The sequence below is a fragment of the Janthinobacterium sp. JF4 genome, assembly GCF_059617925.1.
In genome coordinates this window covers 79,744-99,345 of record NZ_JCAQAV010000018.1, presented here as the reverse complement: position 1 = coordinate 99,345, position 19,602 = coordinate 79,744, and the positions used below count along the sequence as shown (strand labels likewise).

12 protein-coding genes are annotated in these 19,602 nt (G+C 59.2%); 7 read left to right on the top strand and 5 right to left on the bottom strand.

Annotated features, from left to right (window positions below; all coding sequences use genetic code 11):
* Positions 1-153 precede the first annotated feature (153 nt).
* Positions 154-2,310: a S9 family peptidase gene (locus AC54AF_RS15425; RefSeq protein ID WP_496637231.1), complete on the bottom strand. Its 2,157-nt coding sequence runs from the start codon at positions 2,308-2,310 to the stop codon at positions 154-156.
* 142 nt (positions 2,311-2,452) lie between these two features.
* Between AC54AF_RS15425 and dinB the strand changes: the two genes are divergently transcribed.
* Entirely contained in the window at positions 2,453-3,634 is a 1,182-nt protein-coding gene (gene dinB / locus AC54AF_RS15420) for a DNA polymerase IV (protein WP_496637230.1), read from the top strand.
* A gap of 115 nt (positions 3,635-3,749) precedes the next feature.
* Positions 3,750-4,646 (top strand): recombination-associated protein RdgC, encoded by an 897-nt coding sequence (locus AC54AF_RS15415; protein ID WP_100874868.1) that lies wholly within the window; start codon positions 3,750-3,752, stop codon positions 4,644-4,646.
* A 133-nt stretch (positions 4,647-4,779) separates the two neighbouring features.
* Here AC54AF_RS15415 and AC54AF_RS15410 read toward each other — a convergent pair whose 3' ends face one another.
* Together AC54AF_RS15410 and AC54AF_RS15405 are read right to left on the bottom strand one after the other, a co-directional pair.
* Positions 4,780-7,509 carry a TonB-dependent receptor gene (locus tag AC54AF_RS15410; protein WP_496637229.1) on the bottom strand — a complete coding sequence of 910 codons (2,730 nt, stop codon included), beginning with the start codon at positions 7,507-7,509 and terminating at the stop codon, positions 4,780-4,782.
* A gap of 521 nt (positions 7,510-8,030) precedes the next feature.
* Positions 8,031-8,516, bottom strand: coding sequence for an asparaginase domain-containing protein (locus tag AC54AF_RS15405; RefSeq protein WP_034754431.1), 486 nt, complete (start codon positions 8,514-8,516; stop codon positions 8,031-8,033).
* A gap of 177 nt (positions 8,517-8,693) precedes the next feature.
* On the opposite strand from AC54AF_RS15405, the gene AC54AF_RS15400 reads away from it, so the two are divergent.
* Positions 8,694-9,467, top strand: coding sequence for an L-asparaginase (locus AC54AF_RS15400; RefSeq protein ID WP_496637228.1), 774 nt, complete (start codon positions 8,694-8,696; stop codon positions 9,465-9,467).
* Here AC54AF_RS15400 and AC54AF_RS15395 read toward each other — a convergent pair.
* Positions 9,455-10,468, bottom strand: a complete 1,014-nt coding sequence (locus AC54AF_RS15395; protein WP_131688853.1) for an NAD(P)-dependent oxidoreductase — start codon at positions 10,466-10,468, stop codon at positions 9,455-9,457. The genes AC54AF_RS15400 and AC54AF_RS15395 overlap by 13 nt on opposite strands.
* Before the next feature lie 328 nt (positions 10,469-10,796).
* Here AC54AF_RS15395 and AC54AF_RS15390 point away from each other — a divergent pair, with 328 nt between their 5' ends.
* Both AC54AF_RS15390 and AC54AF_RS15385 read left to right on the top strand, forming a co-directional pair.
* Complete coding sequence (locus AC54AF_RS15390) at positions 10,797-12,668, top strand: phosphoenolpyruvate carboxykinase (GTP) (RefSeq protein WP_496637227.1); 1,872 nt, start codon at positions 10,797-10,799, stop codon at positions 12,666-12,668.
* Positions 12,669-12,984: 316 nt separating this feature from the next.
* Positions 12,985-14,961, top strand: coding sequence for an outer membrane protein assembly factor BamB family protein (locus tag AC54AF_RS15385; RefSeq protein ID WP_496637226.1), 1,977 nt, complete (start codon positions 12,985-12,987; stop codon positions 14,959-14,961).
* 99 nt (positions 14,962-15,060) lie between these two features.
* Here the strand turns inward: AC54AF_RS15385 and uvrA are convergent, their stop codons facing one another.
* A complete protein-coding gene (gene uvrA, locus AC54AF_RS15380; RefSeq protein WP_496637225.1) occupies positions 15,061-17,910 on the bottom strand; it encodes an excinuclease ABC subunit UvrA in 2,850 nt (949 codons plus the stop codon).
* Positions 17,911-18,291: 381 nt separating this feature from the next.
* Here uvrA and ssb point away from each other — a divergent pair, with 381 nt between their 5' ends.
* Together ssb and AC54AF_RS15370 are read left to right on the top strand one after the other, a co-directional pair.
* Positions 18,292-18,801 (top strand): single-stranded DNA-binding protein, encoded by a 510-nt coding sequence (gene ssb, locus AC54AF_RS15375; RefSeq protein WP_034781209.1) that lies wholly within the window; start codon positions 18,292-18,294, stop codon positions 18,799-18,801.
* Positions 18,802-19,341: 540 nt separating this feature from the next.
* Entirely contained in the window at positions 19,342-19,602 is a 261-nt protein-coding gene (locus AC54AF_RS15370; RefSeq protein ID WP_496637224.1) for an XRE family transcriptional regulator, read from the top strand.

Genomic DNA, 19,602 nt, shown 5'->3' with positions numbered 1-19,602 from the left:
ACTCCCGACCTACGCCTTGTAAGGGCGCCGCTCTACCAACTGAGCTAAGCACCCGTTGCTTGTCTCAGAAAACCATCCCGACGTTTGTCACCACGTCTGGAAGAGGCGCTATTATAGGACGGGCGAAATCCTTCTGCAAGCGCTTTTTTCACTTTACTCTGTAATGTCCCACTGCGATAGCATCCATGCCATATTGAACGCATTCTCGGCAATTGCGTTATAGCGGCCGGAAGCGCCGCCGTGGCCGGCGCCCATGTTCGTTTTCAGCAGCAGCGGATTGCCGTCCGTTTTATATGCGCGCAGCTTGGCCACATATTTCGCCGGTTCCCAGTACATGACCTGGCTGTCGTTGAGGCCCGTCGTCACCAGCATGGCGGGATAATTCTTGCGCGCAATGTTGTCGTAAGGCGAGTAGCTGAGCATGTAGTCGTAGGCCGCCTTCTGGTTCGGGTCGCCCCATTCCAGGTACTCGCCCGTCGTCAGCGGCAGGCTGGCGTCCATCATGGTGTTCATCACGTCGACGAACGGTACGGCTGCGTGCACGGCATGGAACAGCTCGGGGCGCATGTTGACGACGGCGCCCATCAGGAGGCCGCCCGCGCTGCCGCCCTGGATGATGAGGCGGTTCGGGCTGGTCCATTTTTCGCGTACCAGGTAGTCGGCGCTGTCGATGAAGTCATTGAAGGTGTTTTTCTTCTTCATCAGCATGCCGTATTCATGCCAGGCTTCGCCCATGTCGGTGCCGCCGCGGATATGCGCTTGGGCATAGATGACGCCACGATCCAGCAGGCTGATGCGGCTGATGGCAAAACTGGCCTCCGTGGAAATGCCATACGAACCGTACGAGTACAGCAGCAGCGGTGCGGAACCGTCGAGCTTGACGCCTTTCTTGTAGACGATCCACAGCGGCACTTGCACGCCATCGCGCGCCGTCACCCACAGGCGCTGCGTGGTGTAGCGGCTGCCGTCAAAGCCGCCGACGATTTCCTGCTGCTTCAGCACCGTGCGCTTGCCATCCTGCATGCTGATGTCAATCACCGTGGGCGGCGTGACGGGCGACTGGTAGGACATGCGAAATTGTGTGGCGGAAAACTCCGGCGTGCCGGCCGCCGTGGCCAGGTAGACGGGGTCGTCGAACTGCACCGTCTTCCAGTTCTTGTGCGCGAAATCAAGGATGCGCGCGCGGTTCAGGGCGCGTGCCTTTTCCATCACCACCAGGTAGCCCTGGAAGACGTCGATGGACTGGATCACGGCATCCTTGTTGTGCGGCACGAGGCTTTTCCAGTGCTTCGGCTGCGGGGCACTCAATGGCGCGCTGACGACGCGGAAATTCTTCGCGTCCTTGTTGGTCAGGATGTACAGCTGGCCGTCGCGGTGCTCGATGCCGTAGCGGTGCCCCTTTTCGCGTTTCAGCACGGACTGAAAACTGCCTTGCGGCTTGCTCGTTGGCAGCAGCAGCACCTCGCTCGTGTCCGTGCTGCGCGCGGTGAGTACAAAGTAGCGCTGGTCGCGCGTGCGGCTCACGCCGATGGCGAACTGTTCCACCGGCTCGTGGTAGACCTGCTGCGGCGTGCCGCCCAGCGGCAGGCGGAACAATCGGTCCGCGCGCTTGGTGGTGGCGTCTTCCTGCGTCAGCATCAGGGTGGCATTGTCCGCCGCCCAGGCCAGGGACGTCACGCGCGGCATGGTATCGCCCAGCAACTTGCCCGTTTTCAAATCCTTGACGTGCAGTTCGTACTGGCGAAAACCCGTCGTGTCGGTGGTGTAGGCCAGCAGCTGTTCATTCGGGCTGATGGCAAACGCGCGCACGGCAAAAAATTTGTGGCCTTCGGCCAATTGATTCTGATCCAGCAGGATTTCCTCAGCCGCCTGGGCATCGTAGGCGCCGTTCTTGCCGACGGGACGGCGGCAGTGAATAGCGTATTGCTTGCCCGCTTCCATGCGCGTGTAATAGTAGAAATTGCCCTGGCGCGCAGGCACGGACAAGTCCACTTCCTGCATGCGTCCCTTGACTTCCGCAGTCACCTTGTCGGCCAGCGGCTGGATCGGGGCCGTGACGGCCGCCGTGTAGGCGTTTTCCGCATTCAGGTAATCGATCACGGCAGGATCGGTTTTCTTCTGCAGCCAGCGGTAGTCGTCCGTGACGACCGTGCCGTGGCGCGTTTCCTGCCAGGCTGTCTTGGCGGCGACAGGCGCGGTGGCGGCTGCATCGGCGGCCAGCGCGGCTGGCGCCAAGGTGGACAGCAGCAGGGCCGGCAGGATGGATGACCAAATGGACCGGCGGCGCGCAGCGTGATGGGTAATGGACAAGGCGACTCCTTTGAATAGTTGTGTCAGGATTGTAATCTTGCTATTGAGAAAAGCAACTGCGGTGCGCGCGTGTTTCAACTTGCATCCATGGGCATTTCCAGCGATACTGTATATAACTACAGTATCTTGCCGCGAGGTGTCCTTGACCACATCTGCCTCCCCACTTCCCGAGTCACCCGCCCGCCGCTGGATAGCCCATCTGGACATGGACGCTTTCTTTGCCTCCGTGGAACTGTTGAAATATCCGCAATTGCGCGGCGAGGCCGTCGTCATCGGCGGCGGGCGCTTGCAGCAGCCCGTGCTACTGGAAGACGGTACGCGGCAGTTTGCGCGCATGCGCGACTACGTGGGACGCGGCGTCGTCACCACGTCGACGTATGCGGCGCGCGCGTTCGGCGTGTTTTCCGCCATGGGCATCATGAAGGCGGCCAAGTTGGCGCCCGACAGCATCCTGCTGCCGGCCGACTTCGAGGCCTACCGTGAATATTCGGCGCGCTTCAAGCAAGCCGTGGCCCAGCTGTGCCCGATCATCCAGAACGTGGGCATTGATGAAATCTATGTCGACCTGAGCGAATACGGCGAGCAGGCGCCGGCCATGGCGGCGCGCCTGAAGGCGGCCGTGTTCGAGGCGACAGGCCTGTCGTGCTCGATCGGCCTGGCGCCGAACAAATTGCTGGCAAAAATCTGTTCCGACCTGGAAAAGCCCGACGGGCTCACCATCTTGTCGCCCGAGGATATCGAAACGCGCGTCTGGCCCTTGCCGGCGAAAAAGATCAATGGCATCGGCCCGAAGGCGACGGCCAAGCTGGAAGCCCTGGGCATAGTCACGATCGGCGAGCTGGCCCGGGCCGACATGGCCATGCTGCGCACGCAGTTCGGCGACCTGTACACGGGCTGGCTGCGCCAGGCGGCGCTGGGCATCGATGATCGCCCCGTGCAGACGAGCCGGGAAACCAAATCCGTCAGCCGCGAAACGACGTTCGAGCGCGATTTGCAGGTGGTGCGCGACCGCGCCACCCTGTCGGAAAAGCTGGAAAGCCTGTGCACGCGCGTGGCGGGCGACCTGGATAAACAGTCGCTGGCGGGGCGCACGGTGGGCATCAAGCTGCGCTTCGAGGATTTCAGCACCGTCACGCGCGACGTCACCTTGCCCAGCGCCACGGCGGACGCCGCCGCCATCCTGCGCGCCAGCCGCGATTGTTTGCGGCGCGTGCCATTCGAAAAGAAAATCCGCCTGCTGGGCGTGCGCATTTCTGCCCTGTGCGACCCGGCCATCGTGATGCGGCAGGTTCCCGCCCAGGCCGAGCTGTTCCCGGCCCTGTAGCACGTTTCCTGTAAGACACATACCGCGCCAGACCGCGCTTTTGACGGCATTTTCATGTCGAAAGTGTAGAATGGCGTTCCCCTGGCACTACTGAAACAAACGGAAGACAAAAACTATGTGGTTCAAGAATCTTCAGATTTACCGCCTGCCCGCACCATGGGCCTATACGCCAGAACAACTGGAAGAGGCCTTGTCCTCGAACAAATTTACGCCGGCGACCAGCATGGATCTGATGCGCCAGGGCTGGGATACGCCACGCCCGAACGGCGGCCTGGTCCACGTGGTCAACAAGCAAATGCTGATCTTGCTGGGCACGGAAAAGAAACTGTTGCCAGCGACCGTCATCAACCAGGTCGCCAAGGCCCGCGCCGCCGAGATGGAAGAAGCGCAAGGCTTTGCGCCGGGTAAAAAAGCCATGAAGGAATTGAAGGAACGCGTGGCCGACGAGTTGCTGCCGCGCGCTTTCAGCATCCGCAGCAACGTCTGGACGTGGATCGACCCCGTCAATGGCTGGCTGGTGGTCGATGCCGCCAGCCCGGCGAAAGCCGATGAAGTCATCAAGCTGCTGTTGAAAGCCGTCGACAAATTGCCGCTGGAAAGCCTGCGCGTGCAGCGCTCGCCCGTGGCGGTGATGACGGAATGGCTGCAGGCCGACGATGCGCCTGCCGGCTTCACGGTCGACATGGATACGGAACTGCGCGCCACGGGCGAGAGCAAGGCCACCGTGCGCTACGTGCGCCACACCCTGGAAGCGGACGACGTGCGCCGCCACATCGCGGCCGGCAAGCAGTGCACGCGCCTGGCCATGACCTGGAACGACAAGATCTCGTTCGTGCTGACGGAGTCCCTGGCCATCAAGAGCGTCAAGCCGCTGGACGTGATCAAGGAAACGGAATCGAGCACGAAGAACGACGACGAGCGTTTCGACGGCGACGTGATGCTGATGACGGGCGAACTGAGCAAGCTGATGGCCGACGTGGTCGAAGCATTGGGCGGCGAAGCAACTGCATAAAAGCAGGTATATCGGTATGGAAAAGGAGCTGCGGCTCCTTTTTTTCGCCTGTGCAATATGTTTCGGCATAAAAAAAGCGCCTTGCACGGTGAAGTGCAAGGCGCTTTCAGACAAGTTAATTCAAAACGTCAAATTAGAACTTGTAGTTGCCGGTGATGTAGAACGAACGCATCATTGGATCGGCGTAGCGTGGGTCGAAACCAACCTGGTGGCCCGACGAAGCGCGCAGCGACAGCGGTGGTGCACGGTCGAACAGGTTCTTGATGCCTGCGCGGATCGTGGTTTGCTTGTCAAAGGCGAAACGTGCTTGCCAGTCGAACGTGGTGTACGACGGTACTTGCAGGCGGAAGTTTTTCTCTTCTTGCTGGGTCGCCAGGTTATACACGGTAGCGGCTGCATCGGTGTAGCCGTTACGGTAGTTGACGGTTACCGTGTTGCTCAGGCGGCCCGTGTCGAGGGTCGTCGTCAGCTTCATCAGGTTGCGGAACGTGACTTCGTTGGTGTCGCCGAAGAAGTTCATGTTGCTGGTGTAGATATTATCGCTACCGGCTTTGGTGTAGTTGGCGTGCAACATGTGCGTACCGCTCAATTGGGCCGTCAGCTTGCCGAAGGAAAACTTGTGGTTGGCCGACAGATCCCAGTCGATACCACGGTATTCCTTCTTGCCGATGTTGACCGACAGTTTCTTGAACGAGTAATAGGTGATGCCGGTCGATGGCTCGGTATAAGTTCCGAAGCTCGACGCATACTTGATCGGATCGGCAAATGCTTGCTCTTCGGAAACTTCCGACACGGCATTGCGCAGTTTCACATCCCACAGGTCGGCGCCGAACGAGAAGGCCGAGCTAGGCTCGACACGGAAGCCCAGGGTGAACTGTTTCGACTTTTCCGATTGCAGATCTGGATTGCCTTGCGACACGGCGTTGTATTGCGTTGCTTCCGCGCGGCACAGTGCGTTGCCTGGGTATGGGCAGTCAAATTTCTTGGCGGTAAAGCCGGCGTTGACCAGTGGCTGAGCAATTTCCAGCATGCTTGGTGCCTTGAAGCCCGTGCCGTACGAACCGCGGATCAGCACGGTCTGTACTGGCTGCCAGCGTGCCGATACCTTGTAGGTATTGGCGCTGTCTTTCTTGCCGACAGTTTTGTGGTTCAGCTTGTCATCGATCGCCTTGACAGCATCGTGACGGCCACCCACGGTCATTTCGAACGACTTGGCCAGCGGCGCCAGCAACTCGACGAACGCGCCGTAGGTGTCGCGGCTCATGTCGTAGGCGGCTTTGGTGTTGAAGTTGTAGATATCGTCACCGGTGGCATTGCTGCCTGGCGATTGCTCATAGGTATAGGTGCGGTAGTCGCCACCGATACCCAGGCTGGCCTTGCCGCCTGGCAAGGAGAACAATTCACGCGAACCGTGCGTGTCGAGGCCGCGCATCGTGGTCGATGCGGTACGCACCGAACCGACGAACTGCGCGCCAGCGATTTGTGCCTGCACGGATGGTTTTTGCGTGGTTGCAAACGGATCGAAATCCGGATTGGCGAGGATGTTCTTGAATTCCTGGCTCTTTTGGTAACCACCCGTGTAGCGCTCGTCGATCGAGTTTTGCGACCAGGTCAGGCCGCTTTCGAAGTTCCACGCGCCCAGTTCGCCTTCCACACCAATGACCATATGTTTGGTTTCGGTAATGGTGTTGCTGGCGCGCAGACCGAAGTCGGTGCTGCGGTAGTTGGCGGTGATCGACTTGACGTCGGCACGTTGCGCTGGCGTCAGGTAGGGCGATACATAGGTGTTGTACAGCGCGCTGCCCTTGGCGATCGAAATCGGGATCGGATTGGCGGCGATACGCGCCGTCAGGTCGTAGCGCGAGTAGGCCAGTTCGGCGAACGCGTTCAGGTTGTCGTTCAGCTTGTACGTAGCTTTGGAGAACAGGCTGTCGCGTTTCGATTGCGGTACGACTTCCACGGTGGAGCCCGTGTCGAAGCCGCAAGCGCGCGCGTTGCTGGTCGTCTTGTAGGAGTCTTCAGGGCACTTGCCATTCATCGCCAGGTAAGGCGTAAAGGCTGTCGATTTAGCACCGCTATTGTAGGCAACAGTGGCGCCTGCTGGCGAAGCCGAGGTGCTGGTGCGGTCCCATACGTAGTTGTTGCCGTTGCGGCTGAATGGCACATACGAGGTAGCGGCGAACTTGCGGTCGGTGGCGCTCAGTTTCGACTGCTCGTCGTGGCGGTACGACAGCAGCACGTTGAAGCGGTCTTCGTCCAGGTCGCCGAAACCGTAGGTGACGCTGGTATTCCAGGCGTTGCCGCCTTTGTCTTCCGGACCGCCATAGGTGGCTTCCAGGGTGGCACCTTGCTGGTTTTTCTTCAGGATGAAGTTCAGTACGCCGGCAATGGCGTCCGAGCCGTACAGGGCCGAAGCGCCGTCGGTCAGGATCTCGACGCGCTCAACGGCGCTCATCGGAATGGCGTTCAGGTTGACCGTGGTGCCGGAGCCTTGTGGCGCGATGCGGCGGCCATTCAGCAGTACCAGGGTGTAGGACTCGCCGATACCGTGCAGCGATGCACTGGTATTGCCGCCCGAATCGGAGCCGGCAGCAACTGCGCCGATGGTGAAGCCTTGCATGGCTGGCAGAGCCTGGATCAGGTCGGCTACCGAAGTGGCGCCCGATTTGGCGATCGCTTCTTGCGACAGGCGCTGTACTGGCAAGGCGCCTTCGACAGCGATACGCTTGATACTCGAACCGGTAATTTCAACTTTTTGAATTGCTTCGTCCGCCATGGATTGGCCAGAGAACAAGACGCTACCTGCCAGTACGGTCAGGGCCAGGCGTACGCTGCGCACGCCAATTTTTTCTTTGAATGCCATTATAACAATTACTCCGTAGTAGTTTTAATAACGACAAGCAGCACACGAGCACGTATCAAGCCATCGGATAGAGGGCTAGCGGTGCTCGTGTACGGTAGGCGGAACCACGTCGGTGGGAGGTGGAAGACTACTTAGCACAATATTGTTATAAATGCACTTATTACTTGTCGAGGCAATCATTATGTCGTCTCAGCAAGAAAAAATGCACCTCAACCGTGTCGGATTTGGCAATAAATTATGGATACAGAAGAATATTTAATTTAATTGTTAAATTACAGTTTTATATTTAACAATATCGCCGTTTTTAAAAAGGATCAATGGCGTTTTTTTACAACATAAAATTATTGTATTGGCAATTCAATGCTTTGCCTACAATAATTCGAGGAAAACCGTTGCTTTGCAGAATTTGTGAAAGGTAAAAAAACGTAAAAAAGCCCGTTGAAAACGGGCTGGTCGAATTGTGACAGCGTGTCAGCCAGAGCGTTTGCTGGTCTGCCTGTCGCGCCCTGTCAGGCGTTGGCTTACAAGGGCTGGAATACGCCGGCGGCGCGGTTCTTTTGCACATTGTCCCAGGCAAAGATCTGGCCATTCATGGCCACGTACACGCCGGCTGGCAAGGTTTGCGCCACGCCACAGGCAAAGCCCAGGTTAAACAGGGCATCGGAGTTGTCGATTTCGTAGGGAATCATGGCGCCCGTCAAAATCACCGTTTGCTGCAGGTTCGCCGCGCCCAGCACTTGCGCCGTTTCGCGCATGGTGTCGGTGCCGTGGATGATGACGATGGCTTTTTCGTGCGCCGCGCGGCACGAGGCCAGCACGCGCTGGCGGTCCGCATCCTGCATGTCGAGCGAATCGAGCAGCGGCAATTGCTCCAGCGCCACGGGCGCCGTCATGCGCGCGCGGGCAATCGCTGCCGGCAAATGACTGTCGGAAAAGCCCAGGGTACCGTTCAATTCGTTGTAGTGTTTGTCGAAAGTGCCGCCGGTGGCGAGTATGCGCAAAGTCATGATGTGGTCACGATGTCAGTGGAGAATGACGCGCATGATAGCGTGGATTGTCGCCGTTGCGTGAATGCGCCGCAGATGGGGCCGTGTGCTTGCCGCCCTGCTACCGCGCCGCATCTGGAAAATTTGGCCATCTGTGAGTACACTGGTTTCTTTGTTTGCCTGCCACCCCGACTCCGTATGAAAGCGCTCGCTCCCGGCACCGTCATTTTTCACCGCCACCGCGGTTACGGGGTGATCACGTCCGTCAATTTGCTGACGGGCTGGATTGCCGCCCGTTTCGGCAGCGAAGCGCGGACCCTGGACCTGAACCTGTCGACCGACGACGTGCAGTTTGCCGATGGCGAAGCGATCCTGTTTCGCCGCGCGCCACCGGACCGCATGCCGCATGCACGCCTGATGGCCATGGTGCGCGAGCTGCACCAGGCTGGCTATCAAAAACTGTATCTGTATTCCTGGCCCAAGCCGTCCGGCCTGCACTGGCGCTGGCATTTGTTTACGGGGCCGCGCGACTGGATGCAGCGGCCCTGGCGCGAAGGCTGGTATGGCTCGGGCGCCGACTACAACGTCAACCCCGTGATGGGCTGGGGCGATACGCCGGGCGCCACCACTGGCGAGCTGATCGATGCCCTGGCACGTTTCGACCCGCAGGGGCTGGCGCAGGCGCTGGGGCGCGACGACGACCATAGCGACTGGTTTGGCCGCGTCTGCGAAGCTTTGTTACCCAATTACATGTACAGCCTGGACATGCCGCGCACGGCAGGCGAGCCCTTGCCCGACATGCCGCCCGTGCCGGTCGTCGCCGTGCGCGCCGGCGTGGCGCCGTACGGCGGACCGGACATTGCCTGGCCGCCCGGCTGGGCTGGGCTGTGGCGCGGTCGGCATGTGCTGCCCGCGCCCGCCATCCGCATCACGGGCGAGCCGGACCTCATCAAGGGGTTTCAGCGCTCCTGAGGGACTTGCCGCGCATGCGCCAGCACCTCGGGATTGAGCAGGCGCGTGCATTGATGCTGCGCAAAATCGACGATGTTTTGCAGGGCGTAGCGGAAATACAGTTCATAGCTGTCACGCTCGACGTAGCCCAGGTGGGGCGTGGCCAGCACGTTCGGCAGCAACAGTAGTGGCGAGCCGGGCGGCAGCGGCTCGTCCGTAAATACGTCCAGCGCGGCGGCGCCCGGACGCCCCTGGGGCAGCGCCGCTTCCAGCGCCCCATCGGCGACCAGCTCGGCGCGGCTGGTATTGACGAACAGGGACGTCGGCTTCATGCGCGCCAGGTCCTCGTTTGTCACCAGGCCCCGTGTGGCGTCGGACAGGCGCAGGTGCAGGGTCAAGACGTCGGCCTGTTCAAAGAAGGCCTCGCGCGACGCTGCCGCCGTATCGCCGGCCGCCACGGCCGCCGCGCGGCTCGCTTCGCTGCCCCACACGAGGATGGTCATGCCGAAGGCGCGGCCATAGCCGGCGATCAATTGACCGATCTTGCCGTAGCCCCAGATCGCCAGGGTGCGCCCTTTCAAGACCGTGCCGAGCGTGTTGCGCGCCGGTTCGATGGATGACGTTTGCCACAGCCCTTCCTGTAAATGTTGCGCGTACGGCACGATCTTGCGCTGCGCCGCCATGATCAGCGCCCACGTCAGTTCGGCCGGCGCCGTGGGCGAGCCGATGCCTTCCGCGATGGCGATGCCCAGCTCGGTGGCGGCCGCCACATCGATGTGGCCGCTGACCTTGCCCGTTTGCGAAAGCAGTTTCAGATTCGGCAGTTTCGACAGCAAGGCGCGGTTGAAACTGCTGCGTTCGCGGATCAGCACCAGCGCGTCGAACGGCGCCAGGCGGATCGCCAGCTGGCCCAGGCCCCGCGCCGTATTGCTGAACACTTTGACCTCGTGGCCATCGAGCAACTGGAAACAATCGAGGCCGCGCACGGCATCCTGGTAATCATCGAGGATGGCAATTTTCATGGTGGATGGCCGATTTTAGTGAGGATTTGGTAGGGAAATAACAGGATACGGGAAATGCTGAATAGCCTACTACATTAGTCAAGCTATTCTCCTACATTTTTGCGAGAATAGCCGGTACGCGGGTGTACAATCGCCGGCACTTTTGAAGCTTCCTGAGTATAGTTATAGCGCAAACTGTTCCTGCAGCCTGGGTGCATGATCCAGGTAAACGACACCAGAGCCCTGCCCGCGTGAACGCACCGCCCGCAGTGAGCCGCAGCCACCTCTCAACGATGCTGCCTGTCTTGCCGGAACGACCAGAATTTCTTTTATTGGTATTGGAGGTAATATGAATCAGCCCGTCATGGGTGGCGTCGCCGCACTCAACGTCCCAGCTTATATTAAACAACAGAAACTGATCAACTGGGTGGCCGACATTGCCGCGCTGACCAAGCCAGACCGCATCTACTGGTGCGATGGTTCGCAAGAAGAGTACGAGCGCCTGTGCGCTGAAATGGTTGCCAGCGGCACCATGAAAAAACTCAATGCCGAAAAGCGCCCGAATTCCTACCTGGCCTGCTCCGACCCGAGTGACGTGGCCCGCGTCGAAGACCGCACGTATATCTGCTCGGCAACAAAAGAAGCGGCCGGCCCGACGAATAACTGGACCGAACCTGGCGAGATGCGCCACACCTTGAACGGCCTGTTCGACGGCTGCATGCGTGGTCGCACCATGTACGTCGTGCCTTTCTCGATGGGCCCGCTGGGCTCGCCGATCGCGCACATCGGCGTGGAACTGTCCGACTCGCCTTATGTCGCCGTCAACATGAAGATCATGACCCGCATGGGGCGTGCCGTGTACGACGTGCTGGGCACGGATGGCGCGTTCGTGCCGTGCGTGCACAGCGTGGGCGCGCCGCTGGCGGCCGGCCAGCAAGACGTGAAATGGCCGTGCAACAGCACCAAGTACATCGTGCATTTCCCGGAAACGCGCGAAATCTGGTCCTTCGGTTCCGGCTACGGCGGCAACGCCTTGCTGGGCAAGAAATGCTTCGCCCTGCGCATCGCCTCGAACATGGGCTACCAGGAAGCGCAAGCATCGGACAACAATCCGGGCTGGCTGGCCGAGCACATGCTGATCCTCGGCGTGGAATCGCCGGAAGGCAAGAAGCATTACGTCGCAGCAGCGTTCCCATCGGCTTGCGGCAAGACCAACTTCGCCATGCTGATCCCGCCGGCAAGTTTTAACGGCTGGAAAGTGACCACCATCGGCGACGATATCGCCTGGATCAAGCCGGGCAAGGATGGCCGCCTGTACGCCATCAACCCGGAAGCGGGCTACTTTGGCGTGGCGCCGGGCACCAACGAAAAAACCAACTACAACTGCATGGCGTCCATGCGCGACAACACGATCTTCACCAACGTGGCGCTGACGGACGACGGCGACGTGTGGTGGGAAGGCTTGAGCAAGGAAGCGCCAAGCCACCTGATCGACTGGCAGGGCAAGGACTGGACGCCAGCGTCCGGCACCAAGGCGGCGCACCCGAACGCACGCTTCACGGTTGCCGCTACGCAAAACCCAGTGATCGACGCCGCCTGGGACGATCCGGCCGGCGTGCCGATCTCGGCCTTCATCTTCGGCGGCCGTCGCTCGACCACCGTGCCGCTGGTGACCGAAGCGCGCAACTGGGTTGAAGGCGTCTACATGGCCGCCACCATGGGTTCGGAAACGACGGCCGCGGCCGTGGGCCAGATGGGTGTCGTGCGCCGCGATCCATTTGCCATGTTGCCGTTTATCGGCTATAACATGAGCGATTACTTCCAGCACTGGCTGGACATGGGCGTCAAGGTGGGCAAAGTCAACCCCGCCGCCCTGCCGAAGATCTACTGCGTCAACTGGTTCCGTACGGACGAAGCAGGCAAGTTCGTCTGGCCTGGCTTTGGCGACAACATGCGCGTGCTCAAATGGATGCTCGAGCGCATCGAAGGCAAGGCGGGCGGCGTGGAAAACCTGTTCGGCACGACGCCGCAGTATGGCGACCTGAACTGGGATGGCTTGCCATTCACGCAAGAACAGTTCGACACCATCACTTCGATCGACAAGGCCGCGTGGGTGGAAGAATTGAAATTGCATACGGAGTTGTTCGAAAAACTCGCGTATCATCTGCCGCAAGAATTGGCAGATAACAAGGCGGCGCTGGAGAAGCGTTTGGCTGAGTAAGATTTAGTAGTGGGGGAGAAACACGCCGGCAAAGACTGGCGTGCGATAAATGACACGCCGGCAATGACTGGGGTGCTATCAAAAAGAGAAACGGCGCGGATTGCATGAGCAATCCGCGCCGTTTTTTATTGGGCCGAGATATTCCATGCAGGGCTCTTTTTAGCGTGGCGTCAAACCATCGCGGCGCAGAAGCATGTTTTAAAAGATAGACAATATTTTTATCAATCTATATTATTTGACAACTTGAAAATTTCTTGATGGAAAATAATGTGGATATGCTGATGTCTGTAAAGAAACTGCTCGCCTCGATTATCCTATGCTGTATCAGCGCCTGTGGCGGCGGGGGCGCAATGTCGCTCCTCCGACCCCGACGCCGCCTGTGGTCACGGTGCCACCGACCGTACCAGTACCCGAAACACCGATTGCGCCAGTAACGCCGGTGACCCCTGCACAGCCAGATCCAGTCGTACCCACCAAGCCTGGTGTGATCTATCCGGCGTTGACGTTTACGCCATCGAAGATGGTGGAAGTCATGCTGCTTGGCGAGAGCAAGGTATCGAAAGTGCAGATTACTTTGAGCAGCCCGGCGACAGAACCGCTTTTTTTCCGCTTCTTCGATCCAACTGGCGTATTGCAGTTGAGTAGTTCCGTTACTCAAGAGAATAATGTGACGTATACCGCCCTGATCAAGATGCCGAGCACGCTGTCGTTTGGTACTTATGAAGGCTATATGGAAATCCAGGTTTGCCGGGATGCGGCCTGCAGCAATCCGATCTCCTATTCAAGGCAGTTGCTGCCTTACTCGGTCAGCGCCTTGCACGTCATACCGGTGGAGTTTGTTAATCCAATTTCCATATCCGAATCTTTTTATGAGGGGCAGGCCGCCACGACCAGCGGCGTGCTTGCGGCACCATCCGGACAGTCTAAAATCAATCTGTACATTACCGCCACCGATCCGAAAGGCGTCTTTATCAAAACGTCCGACTTCCGCTGGAATGGTGACTTCATGTATGAGTTCACGCTGAAAACGGTGCCAGCCCTGGCCAGTGGACGCTATCGCGGTAACATTGAGATACGCGCCTGCCGTGACCTTGAGTGCAGCGCGCGCTATCCGGTGACGACCATGTCGGTGCCATATGACGTTGAAGTCAGGGCGTTGTCTACCTTGACTGCGTTGACGCGCTGGCCGGGTGTGTCCGATTGGCAAGGTGAGCGAGGCAATGCGCAACGCTCCAGTTATGTACCCGTCACGCTCGATGTGTCGAAATTTTCCAGGCGCTGGACCTGGCCCATTCCCGGCGCCAGCTATATGCACCGCACGCCAATGGTGATTTCCGCCAATCATGTTTTCTTGAACGCAGGTGCGATTCTGTATGCGCTGAAGGAATCCGACGGCAGCGTCGCCTGGAGCCGTGATTTCGGCAGAGATCCTTTTTCCAGCACTTCGGCCGATATGCTGTATGTGAGAACTGGCACCGATGACAGCCGGCAAGTACTGTATGGTTTGAATGCGAGCACCGGAACGACGGTGTTCACATCCTACTCATCATTCCCCAAGCGCGACGGCTATACCATACCTCCTTTATGGATGAAGCCGATGGTCAGTGGTGGAAAGCTGTTCCATAGCGTTGCCAGTGGCGATACGAATGGCGTGCAGGCGCTGGAGGCGCTCACGGGAACGCCATTATGGTTTGCGCCCATGACTTCGGCGACGCTACAGGGCAGCAATTTGTTCAGCCTTGACCAAGGCTTGTCCCTGGCCGACGCTGCGACGGGAACACTCCAGAGGACGATGGCCACCCCGGAGATGATGTGGACCTCTACGAGCGCATCTTCGCTGGCGCCGGTCGCCGGTGCACCTGGCTCCATCTTCGGCATGACGCAGCCGGAAAGTGCCAGCAAGACCAGAAAACTGGTCAATTTTAACGTTGAGCAAAACAAGGTGGCGTGGTCCAGCACTGGCACCTATGGCGATAATTTTGCGTATGCGGAAGGCGTGGTGTACGTAGTGGATGATGCGACGTCCATGCTGGAAGCGCGCGCGGAAAGCGACGGCAAATTATTATGGAGCTGGGAAGTGCCGCGGCGCTTAATATCGTTCTCCGGCACGGATCTCCTGGTAACGAAGAACCTGGTTTTTGTTTCGTTCAGCGGGACTACCTATGCGCTGGATGTGAAGACCCACCAGCTTGTATGGACCGAGCCGACCGGTGGGGTATTGTCGATGTCGGCCAATGGCGTTTTATATATCAGCGCGCTTGGAGGCTCGGTGGTGGGATTTAATGTGAAATAAGTCCGCGGCAGCATGCCGAATGCTCGTAGGGCAGCTTGCCCAAACTGAAAATCCCCCGAACAAGATCATTGGCCGGGGGATCGAGCGGGCAGCGCTGTTTTATTGCTTCAGCAGCGGCCCCAGGTACTTGCCCGTCACGCTGGCCGGGTTCAGGGCCACGTCTTCCGGCGTGCCCGTGGCGATGATCTGCCCGCCGCCGGCGCCCCCTTCCGGGCCCAGGTCGACGATCCAGTCGGCCGTCTTGATGACGTCCAGGTTGTGCTCGATGATGACGAGGGTGTTGCCCTGGTCGCGCAGGCGGTGGATGACTTTCAGCAGCAAGTCGATATCGTGGAAGTGCAGGCCCGTGGTCGGTTCATCGAGGATGTACAGGGTGCGGCCCGTGTCGCGCTTGGACAGTTCCAGTGACAGTTTGACGCGCTGCGCCTCGCCGCCGGACAGGGTGGTGGCGCTCTGGCCCAGCTTGATGTAGCCGAGGCCCACGTCGAGCAGGGTTTGCAACTTGCGCGCGATCAAGGGGACCGGCTTGAAGAATTCGTGCGCCTCTTCCACCGTCATGCCCAGCACTTCCGTGATGTTCTTGCCCTTGTAGTGCACTTCCAGCGTCTCGCGGTTGTAGCGCTTGCCGTGGCACACGTCGCATGGCACGTAGACGTCGGGCAAGAAATGCATCTCGACCTTGATCACGCCATCGCCCTGGCACGCTTCGCAGCGTCCGCCCTTGACGTTGAACGAGAAGCGGCCCGCGCTGTAACCCCGTTCCTTGGCTGTCGGCACGGTGGAGAACAGGTCGCGGATCGGCGTAAACAAGCCCGTGTAGGTGGCGGGGTTGGAGCGCGGCGTGCGGCCGATCGGCGCCTGGTCGACGGAGATGACCTTGTCGAAATGCTCCAGCCCGCTGATCGATTCGTGCGGCGCCGGTTCCGTTTGCGAACCATACAAATGACGCGACAGGGCTGGATACAGGGTATCGTTGACCAGCGACGATTTGCCCGAGCCGGATACGCCCGTCACGCAGGTCATCAAGCCCACCGGCAAGCTCAGCGACACCTTTTTCAGGTTGTTGCCCGTCGCGCCAGTGATCACCAGCTGCTTTTCCGGATTGCTGGCGTGGCGCTTGGCGGGCACGGCGATCTTCAGCTTGCCGTTCAGGTATTGCGCCGTCAGCGATTTCTTGTTCTTGAGAATGTCGGACAAGGTGCCTTCGGCGATGATTTCGCCGCCGTGCACGCCCGCGCCGATGCCCATGTCGACGATGTAGTCGGCCGTGCGGATGGCGTCTTCGTCATGCTCGACCACCAGTACGCTGTTGCCGATGTCGCGCAAGTGTTTCAAGGTTTCGATCAGGCGGTCATTATCGCGCTGATGCAAGCCGATCGACGGTTCATCGAGCACATACATGACGCCTGTCAAACCGGAGCCAATCTGTGATGCCAAACGGATGCGCTGTGCTTCGCCGCCGGAGAGCGTGTCGGCGCTGCGGTCCAGCGACAGGTAATCGAGGCCCACGTTGTTGAGAAATTTCAGGCGCGAAATGATTTCCTTGACCACGCGGTCGGCGATCTCTTTCTTGGCGCCCGTCAGTTTCAGCTTTTCAAAGAACTCCAGCGTCTCGCGCAGCGGTTTTGCCGCCACTTCATAGATGGCGCGCTGCTGCTTGCCCGTGCCGACCTTGACGAAGCGCGCTTCCACGCGCAGGCGCGCGCCATCGCATGAGGGGCAGCATTTTTCATTGATGAACTTGGCCAGTTCTTCCTTGACGGCCATCGAGTCCGTCTCGCGGTAGCGGCGCTGCAGATTGTTGACCACGCCTTCGAACGTGTGTTCCTTGATGACGGTGCGGCCCCGTTCGTTGACATAAGTAAACGGGATTACTTGCTTTCCGGAACCGTACAACACGGCTTGCTGGGCATTCAGTGCCAGCTGCTCGAACGGCATGTCCAGGTCGAACTCGTAATACGCGGCCAGGTTCGACAGCATCTGGAAGTAAAACTGGTTGCGGCGGTCCCAGCCCTTGACGGCACCCGACGCCAGCGACAGGTTCGGGAACGCGACGATGCGTTTCGGGTCAAAGAATTCGATGTGTCCCAGGCCGTCGCATTCCGGGCAGGCACCCATGGGGTTATTGAACGAGAACAGACGCGGTTCCAGTTCCTGCAGGGAATAGCCACACACATTGCAGGCGAACTTGTTGGAGTACACGTGTTCCTTGGCGGTATCCATTTCATAGGCAATGGCGCGGCCATCGGCCAGGCGCAGGGCCGTTTCGAAACTTTCCGCCAGGCGCTGCTTGATTTCCTGGTTCACCTTGACCCGGTCGATGACGACGTCGATCGTGTGTTTTTCTGTTTTCTTTAGTTTCGGGAGGTCATCGACTTCATAGATCTTGGCCGCATGCGTGCCGCTCTGCACGCGGAAACGCACGAAGCCCTGCGCCTGCATCTGCTCGAACAGGTCGACATGCTCGCCCTTGCGGTTGGCGACGACGGGCGCGAGTATCATCAGCTTGGTGTCTTCCGGCATGGCCAGCACGGCGTCGACCATTTGCGACACGGACTGGGCGGCCAGCGCGTTTTCCGGGTGGTCGGGGCAGTAGGGCGTGCCGACACGCGCGTACAGCAGGCGCAGATAATCGTGGATTTCCGTCACGGTGCCGACCGTCGAACGCGGGTTGTGCGACGTTGCCTTCTGTTCGATGGAGATGGCGGGCGATAAGCCCTCGATCAGGTCGACATCGGGCTTTTCCATCAATTGCAGGAACTGGCGCGCATACGCCGACAGCGACTCGACATAGCGGCGCTGGCCTTCCGCGTACAGGGTGTCGAAGGCCAGCGAAGACTTGCCGGAGCCGGACAAGCCGGTAATCACGATCAGCTTATTGCGCGGCAAATCGAGATTGATGTTCTTGAGGTTATGCGTGCGAGCGCCGCGAATGCGGATCTGTTCCATGTGATTGCCTTGCTTTCAGTGAGTGGTGCGGCCGGCGCATTGTGCCTGGGTGCAGATGGGGAGCCACAACGGGTCAACCTGTTACTATAGCCGGGTTTTGTTCTGCATGCCTGAGGCGTCCATGGGCGGATTGCGCCGCCGGGCGAACGTGCCCTGACAAAGTTTGATGCAGATGCGTGCAGACGTTTAAGTACTGTATATAATAACAGTATTCAAGTTTCTTGTTTTCACCTGCCGTGAAAAAAACGGGCTGCCGCGCGGGAGATGGCGTCCGCCAGAAAGCGGGTGCTTTGCACCGCGTGGTCGCTTATAATCCTCGTTTAGCACACTAAACTAACGCGCGGGACACCGGCTCCCGCTGCAGTTCATCAGGAGTTATTCATGGCATCAGTCAACAAAGTCATCATCGTCGGCAATCTGGGCCGTGACCCGGAAATCCGCTACATGCCTAGCGGCGACGCGATCGCCAACATCGCCGTGGCCACTTCGTACAAATCGAAGGACCGCAACACGGGCGAACAAAAAGAATTGACAGAGTGGCACCGTATCTCGTTCTTCGGCCGCCTGGCGGAAATCGTCGGCCAATACCTGAAAAAAGGTTCGTCCGTCTACGTCGAAGGCCGTCTGCAAACCCGTAAATACACGGACAAGGACGGCGTCGAGAAGTACGCAACCGACATCATCGCGGAACAGATGCAAATGCTGGGTGGCCGCTCCGGCATGGGCGGCGACGCCGGCGGTGGCGATGACAGCTACGGTGGTGGTGGCGGCTACGAAGCCCCGGCCCCGCGCCAGGCACCGGCTCCGCGCCCAGCCCCGGCACCGGCGCCACGCCCGGCACCGAAGCCCGCACCGAACTTCTCGGATATGGATGACGACATCCCCTTTTAATAGGCACTTTCCTTAATTCGTAAACAAAAGGCCTGCAGCCGAGATACTGCGGGCCTTTTTTCTTGTTTCCACGTTATTTGCCATAGTGTAATTTTTCGGAAGGGGAGAACTTTCGGAAGTGTAAATAAAAATGTGTGCAAAGTACGCTCTAAAGACGGTGGTCTGCCAGGACGGCGAACGTTTGCCGATGCTGCTCGATACTGATTCCGGTCACCCGAAGGCGTCTGTGTGCAGAAAAGTCGTTTCGCTTTTACTGCCTGTGGAGCCCACTTGCGATGGAAGTCGAACTTTTTCTGAAGCGCTTAATCATCCATGTCGCTTTGTAGTTGACACTGCCACACGCGCAGACGTGTACTCGCTTGCTCCCTCGTTTATCGGTATTTGTACATATAGATGTTGACGGATATGGCTGTTTCATACTATTCTATATGTATGCCAAAAACTTCCCGTGCCCTACTGCAACTTCCGCCAGCAACTGCCGCCGCTATCGAAAAGCTCGGTGCCGACCTGGCGGTAGCCCGCTTGCGCCGCAAGGAGTCCTTGAAGACCTGGGCACAGCGTATGGGGGTTTCTGTGCCTACGCTGCAGCGGCTAGAAGCCGGTGACCCGGCTGTTGGGGTCGGCATCGTGGCGACCGCGCTCTGGCTCATCAAGCGCGACAGCGAGCTGGCAAATCTCGCGGCGCCCGAACACGACCAAGGCGCCATAGAAATGGATGTCCGTGAAGCCGTTGAACTAGGTCGCACGCGCGCTCAAGCCTCTGCGGAAGCACGCATAAGCGCAAACTGGACGAAAGGTTGA